17 protein-coding genes and 1 pseudogene are annotated in these 16,334 nt (G+C 68.3%); 9 read left to right on the top strand and 9 right to left on the bottom strand.

Features of this window, described 5'->3' with window-relative positions:
- Together D7W81_RS13805 and D7W81_RS13800 are read left to right on the top strand one after the other, a co-directional pair.
- Positions 1-1,654: eCIS core domain-containing protein (locus D7W81_RS13805; RefSeq protein ID WP_147445472.1), on the top strand; the 1,654-nt coding region annotated here is incomplete at its 5' end.
- 95 nt (positions 1,655-1,749) lie between these two features.
- On the top strand, positions 1,750-2,061 hold the full coding sequence (locus D7W81_RS13800; protein WP_120555829.1) for a hypothetical protein: 312 nt from the start codon (positions 1,750-1,752) through the stop codon (positions 2,059-2,061).
- A gap of 82 nt (positions 2,062-2,143) precedes the next feature.
- Here D7W81_RS13800 and D7W81_RS44590 read toward each other — a convergent pair whose 3' ends face one another.
- Entirely contained in the window at positions 2,144-2,356 is a 213-nt protein-coding gene (locus D7W81_RS44590; protein ID WP_438503359.1) for a YhjD/YihY/BrkB family envelope integrity protein, read from the bottom strand.
- Between D7W81_RS44590 and D7W81_RS44585 the strand changes: the two are divergent.
- Positions 2,355-2,771, top strand: a pseudogene (locus tag D7W81_RS44585) (NmrA family NAD(P)-binding protein); the annotation flags it as partial. The gene D7W81_RS44590 and the pseudogene D7W81_RS44585 overlap by 2 nt on opposite strands.
- Positions 2,772-2,882: 111 nt before the next feature.
- Here the strand turns inward: D7W81_RS44585 and mrdA are convergent.
- The 4 genes from mrdA to D7W81_RS13775 form a co-directional block, all read right to left on the bottom strand.
- A complete protein-coding gene (mrdA, locus tag D7W81_RS13790; RefSeq protein WP_120555828.1) occupies positions 2,883-4,793 on the bottom strand; it encodes a penicillin-binding protein 2 in 1,911 nt (636 codons plus the stop codon).
- 260 nt (positions 4,794-5,053) lie between these two features.
- Positions 5,054-6,532: an MFS transporter gene (locus D7W81_RS13785; protein ID WP_120555827.1), complete on the bottom strand. Its 1,479-nt coding sequence runs from the start codon at positions 6,530-6,532 to the stop codon at positions 5,054-5,056.
- A gap of 131 nt (positions 6,533-6,663) precedes the next feature.
- The gene (locus D7W81_RS13780) at positions 6,664-7,248 is read right to left on the bottom strand and encodes an RNA polymerase sigma factor (RefSeq protein WP_120555826.1); all 585 of its coding nucleotides are present in this window, start codon (positions 7,246-7,248) and stop codon (positions 6,664-6,666) included.
- Between the two features lie 122 nt (positions 7,249-7,370).
- A complete protein-coding gene (locus D7W81_RS13775) occupies positions 7,371-7,985 on the bottom strand; it encodes a cysteine hydrolase family protein (protein WP_208721298.1) in 615 nt (204 codons plus the stop codon).
- 72 nt (positions 7,986-8,057) lie between these two features.
- Between D7W81_RS13775 and D7W81_RS13770 the strand changes: the two genes are divergently transcribed.
- On the top strand, positions 8,058-8,933 hold the full coding sequence (locus D7W81_RS13770) for a LysR family transcriptional regulator (protein WP_208721297.1): 876 nt from the start codon (positions 8,058-8,060) through the stop codon (positions 8,931-8,933).
- Positions 8,934-8,965: 32 nt separating this feature from the next.
- Here D7W81_RS13770 and D7W81_RS13765 read toward each other — a convergent pair whose 3' ends face one another.
- The 3 genes from D7W81_RS13765 to D7W81_RS13755 form a co-directional block, all read right to left on the bottom strand.
- The gene (locus D7W81_RS13765; RefSeq protein WP_120555824.1) at positions 8,966-9,688 is read right to left on the bottom strand and encodes a DUF8832 domain-containing protein; all 723 of its coding nucleotides are present in this window, start codon (positions 9,686-9,688) and stop codon (positions 8,966-8,968) included.
- Positions 9,689-9,854: 166 nt separating this feature from the next.
- Complete coding sequence (locus D7W81_RS13760; protein ID WP_120555823.1) at positions 9,855-10,637, bottom strand: serine/threonine-protein kinase; 783 nt, start codon at positions 10,635-10,637, stop codon at positions 9,855-9,857.
- Positions 10,638-10,725: 88 nt separating this feature from the next.
- Positions 10,726-11,610, bottom strand: a complete 885-nt coding sequence (locus tag D7W81_RS13755) for a YihY/virulence factor BrkB family protein (RefSeq protein WP_120555822.1) — start codon at positions 11,608-11,610, stop codon at positions 10,726-10,728.
- Between the two features lie 284 nt (positions 11,611-11,894).
- On the opposite strand from D7W81_RS13755, the gene D7W81_RS13750 reads away from it, so the two are divergent.
- Together D7W81_RS13750 and D7W81_RS13745 are read left to right on the top strand one after the other, a co-directional pair.
- Entirely contained in the window at positions 11,895-12,173 is a 279-nt protein-coding gene (locus D7W81_RS13750; protein WP_120555821.1) for a hypothetical protein, read from the top strand.
- 71 nt (positions 12,174-12,244) lie between these two features.
- Complete coding sequence (locus D7W81_RS13745; RefSeq protein WP_120555820.1) at positions 12,245-13,063, top strand: SDR family NAD(P)-dependent oxidoreductase; 819 nt, start codon at positions 12,245-12,247, stop codon at positions 13,061-13,063.
- On the opposite strand, the gene D7W81_RS13740 is transcribed toward D7W81_RS13745, so the two are convergent.
- On the bottom strand, positions 13,021-13,500 hold the full coding sequence (locus D7W81_RS13740; protein ID WP_368773746.1) for a protein kinase domain-containing protein: 480 nt from the start codon (positions 13,498-13,500) through the stop codon (positions 13,021-13,023). The genes D7W81_RS13745 and D7W81_RS13740 overlap by 43 nt on opposite strands.
- 363 nt (positions 13,501-13,863) lie before the next feature.
- Here D7W81_RS13740 and D7W81_RS42345 point away from each other — a divergent pair, with 363 nt between their 5' ends.
- The 3 genes from D7W81_RS42345 to D7W81_RS13725 all read left to right on the top strand — a co-directional run bounded on the left by D7W81_RS42345 (position 13,864) and on the right by D7W81_RS13725 (position 16,226).
- Complete coding sequence (locus D7W81_RS42345; RefSeq protein WP_158621588.1) at positions 13,864-14,193, top strand: lectin; 330 nt, start codon at positions 13,864-13,866, stop codon at positions 14,191-14,193.
- A complete protein-coding gene (locus D7W81_RS13730) occupies positions 14,166-14,462 on the top strand; it encodes a Kelch repeat-containing protein (RefSeq protein ID WP_120555817.1) in 297 nt (98 codons plus the stop codon). The genes D7W81_RS42345 and D7W81_RS13730 overlap by 28 nt, the downstream gene beginning before the upstream one ends.
- 420 nt (positions 14,463-14,882) lie before the next feature.
- The gene (locus D7W81_RS13725; protein ID WP_147445471.1) at positions 14,883-16,226 is read left to right on the top strand and encodes a hypothetical protein; all 1,344 of its coding nucleotides are present in this window, start codon (positions 14,883-14,885) and stop codon (positions 16,224-16,226) included.
- Positions 16,227-16,334: the final 108 nt, after the last annotated feature.

Genomic DNA, 16,334 nt, shown 5'->3' with positions numbered 1-16,334 from the left:
CTCCATGCCGGTCCCGCCCATCGTTGATGCCTTGCCACCGCCCGCCCAGGCAGGTTCTGGACGCCCGCTCCCCGTCGCGGTGCGACAGCGTTTCGAGTCAGGCTTTGGCGAAGGGCTTGGCGACGTGCGCCTCCACGAGGGAACCCACGCCCTGCCCCCGGGCATGGCGGCGCTCACGGTGGGGACGGACCTCTACTTCGCTCCCGGGCACCCGGCGCTGGCCTCACCTGACGGGTTGGCATTGCTGGCGCATGAGCTGGTGCACGTCCTCCAGCAGCGGGCGGGCCGCGTGCCGGGGGGCCAGGGGGCGACGGCGCTGGTGGTGGATTCGCGGCTGGAGCACGAGGCGGACCTCCTGGGGGCCCTGGCGCTCCAGGGCCGGCTGGGTCCCGCTGAGGCGGCGCGCTTCTTCGGAGGCCCACGGCAGGCGTTCAGCCTGGCTGCACAGCCGAAGATTGGCTTTGAGTTCCAGACCAGTGCGACGTTTCACAACAGCGCGAAGAAGAGCCGAAGCTCTCTCATCAAGGTCGCCGGGCTTGAGATCGCGCAAGGACAGGGATTCCAGATCCTCTGTGACGAAGGGGACCTGGAGTTCAGGACCGACCCGTTCGAGGAATCCACCGCCGGCCGTGCGCACCTCATGGAGACGTTGAAGCGGATACAGGCATGCATTGATGCGATCAAGGAGGCTTCGGATGGCAAGAAGCTTTCGGACATCTGCCATACGTTGAGCCATACCAAAATTGTCTACGTGCATGACACCGCGAAGGTCGTGTCAGGGAGACCCCAGGCCTCGGTCGGCGTACGGCTGGGGACGATGGAAAACCTGATGAAGTTCCTGACCGACAAAGACTTGAATGCCATTTTCAAGGACAAGTCGGCCCTCTACGAAGCCTCCAGGGCGATGGCCATGCGGTTCGTCAAGACGAAGAACCTTGACACGGAAGACCGCAGGGCGTTGCGAGGACTGGTGTCGCTCTTCTACACCTATGTCCTGATGGGTGGGGTCCGCCGGGACAAGAAGCTGGACTATCCCAAGAAGAACCATCCCTTGATGCATCGGACGGATTTCCACGCCATGTATCAAGTCCTGAGTCCCACCGCGCGCCTTGCCTTCCAGGACCTGGACGGACTGCTGGGGGTGCTCAACAAGACAAAGGGGATGCTGGGTGTCATGAAACTGAAGAAGGACCTCACCGATTCCGCCTTTGTCTATCCCGGAGGTTTCACGGTCAGCGGTGCATTGACGAAGAGGGAACTTCAGCCGCTCCAGGGCTTCTTCAAGGGGCAGACCTCCCATGGACCGACCCTCCGTCAGTGGATGGACTCCATCGTGAACCCTGGCCCGAGCAAGAAGGACCTGATGTCCCCGCCACCCGGCTGCCAGGCGGAGGACTCGATGGGCGCACTGGGGACGGAAACAGTGGGGCCCTATGGCGACATGAGCGATGGGGTCATCGTGGAGGTGCGCCACATGAACTCGGCCACGGACGAGGACCTGCCCAGGGTCCTTGGCCTGGTGTTCGACAGCATCATGGCCATCAACGGCGGCTACAACGCGTTCGCCACCACGATCAAAGACCGCTTCCCCACCGAAGCGGTCTGGCAGTTCGAGCACGACGCCTATATGGCCTTGCGTGAGGACGACCTCTGAGCCCTGGCGATGGGCCGCGGGCCGAGTGTGCAGCGAGTCGCGGCGTACGGCCGTGGCTTGCGCACTGGCCCCGGGGCCGAGGAAGCTGCCGTCCCATGAAAATCAATCCAGCCGTGCTCATCATCGCCGGAGGCTTCAGCCTGTTCTTCCTCGTGTCTGGCGTGCGAGCCCTGGTGCGCAAGCGGATGACGGTCGTGAACCCCGCGCATTCCGGGGCGTGGCCGGGCCTGCTCGGCAAGGCAATGCACTCGCAGCTGCCGAAGAACCCGTTCGATCCCCACCCTTCGATGCACATGGAGGCGACGGGGGGCCGGGCCCTCGGGATGGCAGTGCTCTACATCGTGCTGGGCGTGGCCTTCCTGGGCCTAGGCATCTTCGCCACGCTGGTGGAGAACGACGTGCTTTGAAGCAGCGGGCCCGCCCGGCCTGCTCGGGTGGCCCTCGCGCAGGGCCACCCCAGACGAAGTCGCGTCGCCGTGCTCCTGGTACTCACGTGGAAGGTCCAACAGGTGGAGGCCCCTGGTTCCCGGACTGGGGCGCCTGTGCGGCCTGGCGCTCCGCGCGCCGGCTGCCGTGCTGGCGCGAGTACACCTGGGTGAACTCCGCCCCGAGGAAGAGCAGCTGCGAGGAGTAGTAGACCCACAGCAGCAGCACCGCGAAGGAGCCGGCGGCCCCGTACGAGGAGGACACGCGGCGCTTCATGCCGCCCGGGGACATGCGGATGCCCACGCTCAAGGGGAAGTACAAGGTCCCGCAGTTCGACGTGAAGGGTGAGAGCGACGCCGCCTTCACGGACCTGGGCGTGCCGGTGACGTTCGTGCGCACGTCGCTGCCCTGGGAGACGCTGCTCTTGTTCGGCATGGGCTCAAAGCGCAACGCGGACGGCACGCTCGACTTCGTGTTGCCCACGGAGGACCAGAAGCTGCCGGGCCTGGCCATGGAGCACCTGGGCGGCTGTCTCCACGGCATCTTCCAGCGGGGGCCGGAGGGCGTGGGCAGGACGGTGGGCCTGGCCAGCGAGCACCTGTCGGGCGCGGAGATCGCGAGCACGCTCAAGCAGGTGCTCGGGCAGGAGGTGGTCTATCAGTCGATGTCGCCGGAGGTGTACCGAACGTTCAACCTCCCCGGCGCCGCGGAGCTGGCGAACATGTTCCACTTCATGCGGGACTTCGCCACGGAGTACTGCGCCCCCTGGGCTCCCTGTCGCCCACGCAGGCAGCTCGTCCACTCAAGGGTCGTCGGCCGGGTCTGCCGCGCGCGGAGCCTCCTTCTTCATGTCGAAGTACTTTCGGTAGATCGCCTGGGCCGCTGGCGCCGCGTCCATGCCCCCCTGACCTCCGTGCTCGTTGAGCACCACGATCGCGAGCTCGGGAGCATCTGCGGGTGCGAAGGAGGCGAACCATGCATGGTGGCGTGTCCAGTAATCCATCTGGTGCGTCTTGAGGCGCACCGCGCCAATGCGCGCCACCTGTGCGGTGCCCGTCTTGCCCGCGATGACCACGTCCTCCAGGCGCGTGCGATACGCCGTGCCGCCCGGCTCGTTCACCACCGCCACCAGGCCGTCCACCAGCACCTTGCGGTGCTCCGGTTTCATCTCCACCGTGCGCGCGAGCTTGGGAGGAAAGGTGCGGATGACCCTGCCCGCCGAGTCCTCCACCGACTGCACCAACTGGGGCACCCACACCTTGCCGCCGTTGGCGATGGCCGCGTAGACGAGCGCCATCTGGAGCGGCGTGGCGTTATCGTCTCCCTGCCCCACGGAACCATTCAGAGCCGAGCCCTGGTTGTAGCCGCCATCCCCCTTGTGATGGCGCTCGTAATACGCCTCGGTCGGCATGATGCCGGGCGTTTCACCCACCACGCCGATGCCCGTCGGCTGGCCGAGCCCGAACTCCTGGCCCACCTCGGCAATGGGGTCCAGTCCAAGCGTGTCCGCCACCTTGAAGAACCAGGTGTTGCAGGACTTCTGCAGCGCCACCTTGGCGTCCACCGGACCGTGGCCGCGGTCCAGGGAGCAGCGCCACACGCGGCTGCCGAGCCGGTAGCCCCCGCCGCACAGGGTCGTGCTGTGGGCGTGGAACTGCCCGCTGCGCAGCGCGGCCAGGGTGGTGATGACCTTGAAGGTCGAGCCCGGGCTGTAGTGCTGCGCGGTGGGGCGGAAGAGCATTGGCTGCAACGGGTCCTTCGCCAATGCCTGCATCTGGGCGGCGGTGACGCGGCCGGTGAGCACGTTGGGGTCGAACGCCGGGCGCGACACCATGGCCTTGATGAAGCCAGTGCGCACATCGATGGCCACCACCGCGCCCGCCACGCCCGGGAAGGCGTTCTCCGCCACCGCCTGCAGCCGCATATCGATGGAGAGCACCAGGTTGTTGCCCGGGTGCGGCGTCACCTCCTCCTGGTCGATGAGGTGTTGCAGGTGCGGGAGGCGCTGGCCGCGCGCGTCCACCACCTCGCGCCTGACCCCGTCCACGCCGCGCAGCGTGGACTCGAAGGAGTGCTCGATCCCCTCACGTCCGATGAAATCCCCCTGCTGGTAGGGCCGCTTGTCATTCCCGTCCTCCGCCTGCCGCTCGAGCTCGCGGTCGGAAATCTCGTTCATGTAGCCGAGCACGTGCGAGAGCACCGTGCCAGCGCGGTAGGCGCGGTGGGGCACGACCACCACGTCCACGCCGGGCATGTCGCGGCCCTGGGCGCTGAGCACGTCCAGTTCATCGCGCGACAGGTCGACGCGCATGGGCACCGGACGGAACGGGGCTTTGGCCCGGCCGGCTTTCACGTCGTCGGCGGCCTTCTTCAGGGCCGTCTCGTCCCAGCCGAGCCGTTGGCCCAGGCGCGGCAGCACCTCCACGTCGCACCGCTGGCAGAAGGCCGGGGTGACGAAGACGTCGAACGAGGGGCGGTTCTGCACCAGGAGCTGCCCGGTCGCGTCCTTGATCATCCCGCGGTCCGCGAGGATGCGTGTCTCCTTGACGAAGTTGGCGACGCTCCTGGCCGTGTACTCGTCGTAGCGGATGACCTGCAACCGGTAGAGCTGCAGGGCGAGCGCGCCAATGCCAGAGAGCATCACCAGACCCAACCACATATAACGCATGCGCAGGTCGCGGCCCGGCGCGTTGTTCCCAAGCACCGGGTTCATTGCAGGGTCCCCGCGGGAAACCGGAGCTTTGTCGCAACGGACCGTGGAGCCCACGCCCCGGCGTCACCCTGTCTCAGGTCAACCACCAGCGTGAGGTGAAGACGCGCCTGACAAAGGCAGAGTCTCGTGTGGTTCATGTGAGTTCCCCGTGGACGGGACCTTCGAAAGGACGCAGCTGGGCCAGGCCGCCGCACAAGCGGCACGCGCGCCCCCCCCGAACTCGCGCTCCATGCCGTGCAGCCCTGGGCTGCGAATGCGCTCTAGGCGCCCTGCACCGGAGCGCCGCTCTGGGGGCGGCGGGTGGTGACGGTGACGGCCGTGAGGATGGCGGCGACTCCCACTGCGGCGGCCACGGCGAAGAGCGCCGTGGTGTAGCCGTGCTCCAGCGCTTCAGCCGCCCGCGCCACGAGCGCCTGACCCTTGGCCGCCTGATGCAACCGGGCGTCGGCTGCCGCGGTGGAGACGGTCGTCAGCAGAGAGAGGCCCAGCGCGGCCCCCAGCTGCTGAGAAGTGTTGAGCACCGCCGAGGCCAGACCCGCCGCCTCCTGCTCCACGCCGTGCACGACGCTGAGCGTGAGCGGCACGATGGCCATCCCCAAGCCTGCCGAGGTCAGGAAGATGGGCAGCGCCATGGCTGTCAGATAGCGGGAGCCAGAGTCCAGCCGGGACAGCCAGTAAATCCCCAGTGCGGCCACCAGCATGCCGGGCACGGCGACGACGCGCGGAGCCAGGTGCTCCACCAGCCTGGAGCTGACGGCGCTCGCGACAATGATGCCGACGGCGAAGGGCAGCCAGGCAAGGCCGGTGCGCACCGGGCTGAAGTGCAGCACGTGCTGCATGAAGAGCGTCCCCACGAAGAAGGTGCCCATCAGCGCGGCGCCAAGGAACAGCATCGTGACGTAGGAGCCTGAACGATTCCGGTCCTTGAGCAGGCCCAGCGGCAGTAGCGGATGCGCGCTCCTCGCCTGGACGACGAGGAACAGGAGGATCAGGACAGCGGCGGCGGCGAATGCCCCCAGCGTCAGCGCGTCTGCCCAGCCATGCGCCCCGCCCCGGGTGATGCCGAAGGCGAGCGCCAGCATGCCTCCGGTCCCTGTGACGGCGCCCACGACGTCGAGCCGGCCCGTACGACGCTCGGCCTCCACGAGGGTGCGGGTGCCAGCGAGGACCGCCGCGCCCACCGGCAGGTTGATGAGGAACACCCAGCGCCAGTCCAACACGCCCGTCAGCACGCCGCCAAGGAGCACCCCCCCGGTGATGCCGAGCGCGGACATGGCCCCGTAGACGGCCATGGCCAGGTTGCGGGGCTTGCCGGCCGGGAAGGTGGTGGCGATGAGCGCAAGGGCGTTGGGGGCTGTCAGTGCGGCACCCATGCCCTGGAGGACGCGCGCGGCGATGAGCAGCTCGCCGGTGGGAGCAAGGCCGCTGAAGAGTGATGCGAGCGTAAAGATGGAGATGCCCACACGGAACACGCGCCTGCGCCCGAACAGGTCACCCGCCCGCCCGCCAAAGAGCAGCAGGCCTCCGAAGGCGAGCAGGTAGGCGTTGACGACCCAGGGCAGGTTCGTCGCGGACATGCGCAGGTCCCCCTGGATGCTGGGAAGTGCGATGTTCGAGATGGTGTCATCCAGGACAAGCATCAGCTGGGCCGTCGCGATGACGAGCAGGGACAATCCCAGCCGGCGTCCACCCGTGAAGGTGGCGCCCGGGCTGGACGGGACGGAGGTAGCGGCGGACATGGTGGATTCCCCTCGATGGGCAAGATGCCGAGTCCCTGGGGGACGCAAATGCCGCGTGGGGCATTACACCCCCGGGGCTCGTGGCCCTGCGCGGGCGGCACTGCGGGGAAATCAAGCGCCGTGGAGCGTCGCTACCTGCCGCAGCTGCAGTCCCGACAGCCCTCTTGTGCGCACCTGCCGCACGCGGCTTCCACTTTTTGGAGGAGCGCCGTGCGGGCCCGATGCACGCGCACTGCGGCATTGTTGGCGGTGATGCCCGCCTCCTCCGCGAAGCCCTTCACCGAGGCACCTTCGACCTCGATGCGCTGGAGCGCCGCCGCGTACTCTGGCTTGAGCGAACCCACCAGCCGTCCTACGCACTCACAGACTGCGTGGCGCACCTCGGGCGTGGCCGCGTCGCCCTCCAGCTCGCGCGCAAGCGACTCCAGCGCCCGCGCGGAGCTGCCCTGCCGGCGGTAGTGGTCCACCACCGCATTGCGCAGAGACCGGTAGAACCACGCCACGGCGGCCTCTTCGCTTCGCAGCGTGTCGAGGCGCCCGATACTTCGCGCGAGCACCTCCTGGAAAAGGTCCTCCGCGACGTCGCGACGGCCAACGCGACGCTCCAGGAAGGAGAGGAAGGTCGCCTGGTTGCTCAGCAACGCGGCCACGCGACCATCGTCCGCGGGGCTGCCGAAAGCCACGTGCGAAGGCTTCTGCTTTTCAGAGGCGCTCATGCTCGGGAGATGTCCAGCCGGTTGTCATGTTTCAGCGAGAAGCCACGCCCGCTGCCTACCAGGAGGGCAGCCGCTTCGACGGCGGGCCGTGCGCCACGCCCCCAGCGAGGAGGGGCATGCCCCTACGCCCAGGCCCCGCTGTCCTTCACCACCACGGCGAAGAGGTCGGCCAGCGCGGCGAGTTCATTGCGCTGCAGCTCGGCGGCCGGTACCACGCCCCCCAGCATGTCGGGCAGGTCGCGCGTTGCGGTCGCCGCCGCCACCACCGTGTTGCGGTAGCCAAGGTCGAGGGCCGCGCGGACCGTGGCCGAGACGCACATGTGCGTCATGAAACCGGCGACGATGAGCTCCGTCCGGCCAGTCGCCGCGATGCGCGCGTGCAGGTCCGTGCCAGCGAAGGAGTTCGGCAGCGCCTTGGCCACCACCGCCTCGCCGTCCCTGGGGGTCAGCGCGGAGACGATGGCGCTCCCCGGCCCCTGTGGGTCGAAGAGGGGGCCGCCAGCAGGGCCGTGGTGCACGACGTGGAAGACAGGCGTGCCGCTGCGGCGGGCCAGCTCGAGCAGGCGCGCGGTCTCGGCCACCGCGGCGTCGACGCCGGGCAGCGGCAGGTGCCCGGAGGGCAGGTACTCCGCCTGGGCGTCGACGATGACGAGCGCGGCGCGGTCGAACGGAGAGGGGTGGGCCGGCGCGCCGGCAAGAGAGAGAAGGGTGCGGGGGGCGTTCATGGAGGGCTCCACTCGAGTTCGTGTGAGGCTCCTCGGTAACCCGTGCATCCCTGCACAGCCCTCCGTAATCTTCGCACAATGGGTGTGCAAAAACGGTCAGGCCCGCTGGACTGGGACGACCTGCGCGGCTTCGGGGCCCTGGCGCGGGCGGGCAGTCTGTCAGCGGCGGCACGGGAGCTGAAGGTCAGCCACGCCACGGTGGGCCGCCGCATCGCCGCCCTGGAAGAGGTGCTCGGCCGCGGCCTGTTCGACCGTCGCGCGGACGGCTACGTGCTCACCGCCGAAGGGGCGGGGGTGCTGGAGCTGGCCGCGGACATGGAGGAGCGCGCGCAGGGCATCCTGCGCCGCGCTGGTCAGGAGGCCGGGCTCACGGGCACGGTGCGGCTGACGGCGCCGGAGCCCCTTGCCGAGCGACTCCTCATTCCGCGCCTTGCCGCGCTCCACCGGCGCCACCCCGGCATCGTCCTGGAGGTGGTGAGCGATCCCCGCTCGCTCAACCTCGCCAAGCGCGAGGCGGACCTGGCCGTCCGGCTTGCGCGCCCACGGCAGGGGGAGCTGGTCACCCGCCGCCTCGCCAGCCTTGCCTATGGCGTCTACGCGGCGCCGGACGGGGACACGTCCGCGTGGGTCGGCCTGGACGACTCACTCGCCCACATCCCCGAAGCGCAGTGGCTCGCCCGCAACGCGGCCGGCGCCCGTGTCGTGCTGCGAGCCAACACGCTCACAGGGCAGCTCGCGGCGGTCCGGGCCGGCTTCGGCAAGGCGCTGCTGCCGCGCTGGTTCGCGGACGAGGAAGGCGGCCTCATCGCCCTGCCGCCACCCGCCCCTCCTCCGGAGCGTGAGTCGTGGCTGGTCGTGCACCCCGACCTGAAGGATGTGCCGCGCGTGCGCGCCGTCATCGACGCCGTGGTGGCGGCATTCGAGGAGGAGCAGGAACGGCTCGGCTCCGGCCGCCCATGACGGCAGGAGGCTGGCCCGGACGTGGGAAGTGCTCAGTGCGGGTGCTGCGCGTGCCCACCTGCCCTGGCGGCGTCCACACGCACGACGAATGGCACCGTCACCACCCCGCCATGGCGTTGCACCTGCGCCCAGAGCTTGAAGAGACCCGAGCGTGGAAACACCGCATGCGCCGACACTCGCGAGGCGCTGCCACGGGCGTCGAGGGCATGCACATGGACGAAGTCCTGCCCGTCGGCGCTCAGCACCATGAAGTGCGCCATCGCGCCCAGATAGGGCTCCAGGTCCATCACTGGCTTACCCGTCGCCGCGTCGGTGACGTCGAAGTGCAGCATGGCGGGCTCGCCTGCGTGAATCTCCGCGTCGCTCTGCAGCGTCACCTCGAGTCCATCCGAGCGCTGCGTCCTGGGCGACTCCGTCAGCGCCGCGGCCACCGGGTGTGCGGCGCCCTCGACGTGCACGTTGTGACGGTCCACCACCTGGCCGTGACCCGGCTGCTGGTAGTCGACGAAGAGCGTGTACTCCCCTGCCGCCGCGAAGGTGTGCTGGAGACGGAAGGAGTCGCCGGCCAGGGACGGATGCACGTGCGCGAAGTGGCGCAGGTCCCTGGAGACGACGAACAGATGCATGGGCTTCTCATGCGAGGGCGTGAGCCGCGACACGGCCCGCCCTTCCCCATCCCGGACGGTGAGGGTGAGCGTCACCGGCTGGCCAGCCCGGGCCGGTGCGGGGTGCATCTGCAAGTGGGTGCGGTACATGGCTGTGCCCTCCTGGGCGTGGTGCGCGCGTGAGCTCGCGGTGGTGTCGGCGCGCGCGGTCGTCGTGCCGGCAAGGGACGCCTGCGGGGGCGCAGACGGCCCCCACCAGCGTCAGATGCACAAGCGCTTGGCTGAAGCAGTACCTGGTGCGGTTCATGGGAGCTCCTCAGCTATGGAACATCCATGAGGACGCACCGGGGAGCGTGGCCTTACCCAGGGACAGCATGTCGGGCGGCAGGTGCGGCGGGAACGGGAAGTGCCCTGTCACCGCCCGGTAGAGGCTGACGCCCAGCGCATACAGGTCATCGGTGGGCTGGTACGCATACCGGGCGCCCGGCCGGCCATGGTTCTCCTGGTGGAAGCGCACCGACTCGGGGCTGCGCAGGTGCGGCGTGCCCGGGGGCACCGGCTGCTGGGTGATGGTGGCCGCGCCCGCGTAGTCCCCGATGCCGAAGTCGATGAGCACCGGCTCGCCGTCCGGCTCCCGGATGAGGATGTGCGCGGGCTTGACGTCACGGTGCAGCACTCCCGCCCCATGGAGCGCATCGAAGGCCAGGGCCACCTTGCCGGCGGCCTGAGCCAGTTCGCGGTAGCTCGGGTTCACCTCTTCGGCCCAGGTGTCCAGCGGTCGGCCCGCCACCCAGTCCATGACGAAGTAGAGGGAGCCCGTCAGCGGATGAGGCCACCTGCCGCAGGCGTGGAAGCGCACCACGTTCCGGTGAACGGCATGGCTCAGGAGCAGCGCGACCTCACGCTCGGCCCGTTCGTCGCCGGGATGCAGCGCGAGCTTCAGCGCGTAGAACTCTCCGGGCCGCGCCCCGTCCTCCACCCGGTACACGGCGCCGAATCCACCCACGCCCAACCGCTCCACCACGCGCCAGGTACCCACCTCCGTACCGGGCGCCAGGGCCTCCGGATACGCCTGAACGTCTTCCCCTCGCTGGGCCATTGCGCCGAACCTCGGCCACAACCTAACAGGTCCATCACATTCGACGCGACCCCTGGAATCCATCCCTCCTCAGGGTTCACTTGGAAAGTCAGGCAGGCGGAGGCCCTTGGTTCGCGGCCTGGCGCTCCGCGCGCCGGCTGCCGTGCTGGCGCGAGTACACCTGGGTGAACTCCGCCCCGAGGAAGAGCAGCTGCGAGGAGTAGTAGACCCACAGCAGCAGCACCGCGAAGGAGCCGGCGGCCCCGTACGAGGAGGACACGCTGCTCTTGCCCAGGTAGAGGCCGATGGCAAGCTTGCCCAGGCTGAAGAGGAGGCTGGTCACCGCGGCGCCGAGCCACACGTCCTTCCAGGCGACGCGCGTGTCGGGCAGGACCTTGTAGATCATCGCGAAGAGCACCGTGGTCACGACAAAGGCGATGGCCAGGTTCACGAGCTGCAGGACCGTCTCCCAGCCGGGCATCAGTCCCATGAGGAAGGTGCCGGCGGCAGCCAGCGCCGCGCTCAACACGAGCGAGACGAGCAGCAGGAAGCCGATGCCCAGCACCATCGCGAAGGAGAGCAGGCGCTGGCGCACGAAGGCGAGAAACCCGTTCATCGGCTTCTTCTTCACCTTCCAGATGGTGTTGAGCGAGTCCTGGAGCTGGGCGAAGACGCCCGTGGCGGCGAAGGCGAGCACGAGGATGCCGACGACGGTGGCGAGGATGCCCGAGCTGGGCTTGCTCGCGCTGGCCACCAGGTCCTGGACGACCTTCGCGCCCGCGTCGCCGATGAGGCTCTGCAGCTGCTTCTGGATCTCCCCCTGCGCCGCCTCCTGACCGAACACGAAGCCCGCCACGGCGATGGCGATGATGAGCATCGGGGCCACGGAGAACAGCGTGTAGTAGGCGAGCGCCGCCGCCTGCGCGGGCACGTTGTCGTCCATCCACTCGGACAGGGTCTGCTTCAGCAGTGGCCAGACACGGTGTTGCCTCATCGATCCCTCGCTCCCCTGCGGTGGCATGCACACTGGGATGGGACAGGATGCTCCTACCTGCCGCATGAATGGAAATATCTTTGCCCGCCGACCCTCCCCATGGAGCATTCGCGGGCATTTCCTGACTTCATTGCATTTGGAGATTCGGGGATGTACACAAAGACAGTCGCATCCGCAGGCCATGGATTGGAATTGCCGCTCCCGGGCAAGGAAAGGTCCTCATGCGCCGTCTCTTCCTCAACACCTCACCTGAAGTCCACCTCGCAAAACCCCGGAGTGTCCCCATGCGAATCCCCCTGTCCCTCGTCGCTGTCTTCGTTGGCGTTGCCGTCTCTGTTTCGGGTTGCGGCGGCACGTACGAGCCCGAGCAGGCCCCCGTGTCCGAGCCCGGCGCCGTCGATGAGCAGCTCCCCGAGGGGAGCGTCACGCAGCAGGCCATCTGCTCGCGGCTTTGGACGTGCAATTACGTCAGGTGGTACGGCACCGAGGCCAACTGCGTGGCGGCCTGTGGCACGTCCTGCACGCTTGACTACCGGTGTACTGGCACCTGCGTCTGCCCTTGAGCTGACTCGCGGCGACGCGCACTCGGCGTAGAGTCGTGGCCTTCACTGGAACCTGAGCTGGGGGCCACACCATGAAGCTGATGTCGAGCAGTGCCATTGTGACGGGAGCAGGACAGGGCATCGGTCTGGGAATCGCCGCGCGCCTCATGCGGGACGGCGCCAACGTCCTGCTGTTCGGGCGGACACCGGAGAAGTTGGAGGCGGCCGCCGCGGAGCTCAACCGGGCGGCGGAGGGGCGCACCCGGGCCGTGCCATTCGCGGGAGACGTGGTTCGCGCGGAGGACGTGGCGCGAGCGCTCGATGTCGCCACGCGTGAGTTCGGCCTCCCGGGCATCCTGGTGAACAACGCCGGAACGGCCACCCTCCGCACGGTGCTCGAATTGCCCGAGGCGGAGTTCGACCAGGTCCTGGCCATCAACCTCAAGGGGCCCTTCCTGTTCACCCAGGCTCTCGCGAAGGCGCTCGTCGCCGCGAAGCAGCCGGGCTCCATCGTCAACATCTCCTCACTGAACCAGACGGCGGTGACGGACGGGCTGTCCCACTACTGCGCCTCCAAGGCGGGGCTCGCGAACTTCTCGAAGGCCGCGGCTTCGGAGCTGGGGCGTTACGGCATCCGGGTGAATGTCGTGGCCCCGGGCGCCATCCGCACTCCCCTGGCGGAGATGGCCGGCCTGGGGACTGGCGCCATGGCGCAGGGCTTCCTCGCCCACACGCCGCTCGGGAAGTCGTGGGGCGAGCCGGATGACGTGGCGAAGGTGGTGTCGTTCCTCTGCAGCGACCTCGCGTCCTGGATGACCGGAGACACCCTCGCCGTGGACGGCGGCAATCACATCCGCGGGCTGCACAGCTACGCGGACGCGCTGGGCCTCACCCGGCCCGTCGAAGGCTGAGGTGTGGGGGGCTCGTCCGCGTAGTCCCCGATGCCGAAGTCGATGAGCACCGGCTCGCCGTCCGACTCCCGGAGGAGGACGTGCGCGGGCTTGACGTCACGGTGCAGCACTCCCGCCCCATGGACCGTATCGAAGGCCAGGGCCACCTTGCCGGTGGCCTGAGCCAGGTCGCGGTAGCTCGGGTTCACCTCTTCGGCCCATGTATCCAGCGGCCGGCCCGCCACCCAGTCCATGACGAAGTAGAGGGCGCCCTTCTGCGGATGGGGCCACCTGCCGCAGGCGTGGAAGCGCACCACGTTGCGGTGAACGGCATGGCTCAGCAGCAGCGCGACCTCACGCCCGGCCCGTTCATCGCCAGGACGCAGCGCGAGCTTCAGCGCGTAGAACTCTCCGGACGGCGTCTTCATTCCAACGACTGCACCACTCTTACAGGCAATTCCGACTACGCAGGGTCATGGGTAAATACGTCAATGCGACTGGCTATTCCAGCCGTACGGGCAGACCTCCGTGGGGCCATGGGCTCGCGCGAGCCAGCTGCCTCGATCCCCACACAGAAAGGATTCGTGATGAACCGCAATGAGATTCGGGCGTGGCGCTTGTCCAAGGTGATGGTCCTGGGACTGCTGGCATTCGACCTGACAGCGTGCGGTCCAGGGTTGGAGGAGGGCTCGAACGCCCCTGCGGAGGGTGGAGATACGGCACGCTCCGCCTCCGACGACTCGCAGTCCCAGACCCAGCAGGAACTGGAGGACTCCCACAGGACGTGGAGCCCGCCCCCGGCCCCGGTGGGCTGCGGTCGCATGAACGCGAACCAGGGACTGGGCCGCGGGCAGTACCTCTATTCTTGTGATGGTCGCTTCTGGCTTGTCATGCAGGGCGACGGCAACCTGGTGCTCCGTCAGGGCGCGGCGGTCCTCTGGCACTCCCAGACGTACGGGACTTCGGCTGTCGGGGCGGTCATGCAAGGCGACGGGAATTTCGTGATCTACACCTCGGCGCCAAGAGCCCTCTGGAGCAGCAACACCGGCGGCTACAGCGGCGCGTATCTCACCGTCCAGAATGATGGGAACGTGGTCATCCGCACTTCGCGCGGCGGGGCCATCTGGAACACCGGGACCGGCGGGCGCTGAAATGGACGGCGGAGGCAGTCGCGGCCTTCGCCGTTACCCCGTTTGTTCGGAAGACGCTGCTCGTCGCGGGAGGATCCAACACCAGTAGCCTCTCCCTCGCGACGGCGGAAGTGTACGACCCGGGCTCGGGCACCTGGAGCGCGACGGTATCCATGGCCGCGCCTCGCCGCTACCACACGGTGACGCTGCTGGATAACGGCAAGGTGCTCGTCGCGGGAGGGGCTAATAATAGCAGCGCATACGCGAGAGCTGACCTCTACACTCCTTGAGCCTTGTGAACGCGGTCTCAAGCGGTGAACGCACCAGGTGCGCCCATGGCCAGCAGCCTTGAGGGGCCACATGCGGGAACTGGGACCTGCGGCTGCCCTTGAGCGGCGCCTGCCTGAGGCTTAGCGGCGCGCTCGCAGTAGCGGCAGCCCGTTGCATTCTGCTCACGCGGCAGGGACGTGCGGACACTGGCCCGCCTGGGAGGACAGGGAATAGATCCAGGACTGGCCACCGCCATCCCTCGGGAGGTGGGCGCGGCGCCTCCCACCGCGAACAGAAGAGACCGGAGACACATGAGGTTCTATTTCCGGTGCGTCTCGCTGTGGGTGATGGGGCTGGCCCTGTGTGGGTTCGGCTGCGCGGTCTGCCCCCTGGGGGTGCCCCCCTCCCCACGGAATCCGACCGCGGGGGCTTCGCACATCATGAACTGGAGCAAGCCCCAGCGGCTCTCCGCCGGACCGTCGCTTTCGTGGGAGCACACGCGCGCGGCGGCGGGCCCATCCGGGAGCGCATTCGCTGTCTTCGCGCATGTCACGACCCAGAACGCCCCCCACGACTACACGGCGATCTACGCCAGCCGCTATGCCGCCACGTCCGACACATGGACGTCAGAGCAGCCCCTCCAATCCCAACCCGGCAATCTTCTCAGGAGCAGTCTGGCCGCGGATGAGCAGGGAAATGCCCTTGCTGTCTGGCTCCAGCAGACCCCGGCCGGAAACACCTTCTTCGCAAGCCACTTTTCGGCGGCGACGGGCCAATGGAGCCGAGCGCAACAGCTCACGTTCCCCGTTGACGACACACCCACCATGCGTCTGGCCATGTCCTCCACGGGCGATGCGGTCTTCGTCTGGACGACGCTCTGCAAAACGCTGTGCAAGCCCGCCGAGCACCGGGTGATGGCCATGCGCTATGCGGTGGCCACCAACCGGTGGATCCAGCCTCCGGTGCCCCTCAACTCGGCGCGTGACACCCCGTCTCTCTGGCCTGCCGCCGCCCTCGACGCGAACGGCAACGCGCTCGTGCAGTGGCAGCAGGCGGACGCCCGCCGGACCCAGGCCATTCATGGCAGCTCGTACAACGCAGACACATTCCAGTGGTGTGGCGATGCGATCCTGAGCCGGACGAACTACGGCGCGGCCTCGACGCCCGCCATCGCAATGGACGCGTCGGGCAACGCGCTCGCCGTCTGGCCACAGCGTTTCTCGACGCTGACCGGCGATGAGATGCAGGGAATCGATGCACGCCGCTACGACCGTGAGAGCAACGCATGGCAGCCCGCCGAGCGCATCGACTCGCACATCTCCGATTATGGAGGCATGTTCAACCCGTCCATCGTCGTCGCGACGAACACGGGCGATGCACTGGCCGGCTGGCTGTACATCCCCCACCCTCCGCCCCTCACCGGGGCCGCCGAGGGACGCGTGTACCTCGCGGCGAAGGAGGCCTGGGACATCCGTCCGCGCTTCGACCGCAGCGTCGACCCGAACAACCCGCGGCTCGGAGGCACCGTGGGGGGCGGATATCCAGTGCTCGCCTCCGACCCGGCCGGTGACCAGGTCGCCTTCTGGGCACAGTCCGACCACACGGCCTGGGCGAGCTACCTCTATGCCCCTGGCAACTTCCGGCCCCCGGAACCCCTGCGGTCCGCGCCGGGAGCGGTCGTGGGTGCAATCACGGGGGCCATCGACCTGAATGGGCATGCAACGGCGGTGTGGCTTGAGACCGCCGCGGATGGCGACAGCCTCTGGGTCGCTCGCTACCAGTAGCCCTGTCGTGCCAACGGCTCCGCTGTCGGACGTGCTGCACAGCCGGGAGCGGGAGCTGCGGACGCAATGACAGAACGATGACCAACGCATGGACGCAGGCCCACCCTC

The organism is Corallococcus aberystwythensis (assembly GCF_003612165.1).
In the GTDB taxonomy this organism is placed as follows: domain Bacteria; phylum Myxococcota; class Myxococcia; order Myxococcales; family Myxococcaceae; genus Corallococcus; species Corallococcus aberystwythensis.
Note: the sequence above shows the minus strand (reverse complement) of the source record. Positions and strands in the feature narration are given on the sequence as shown.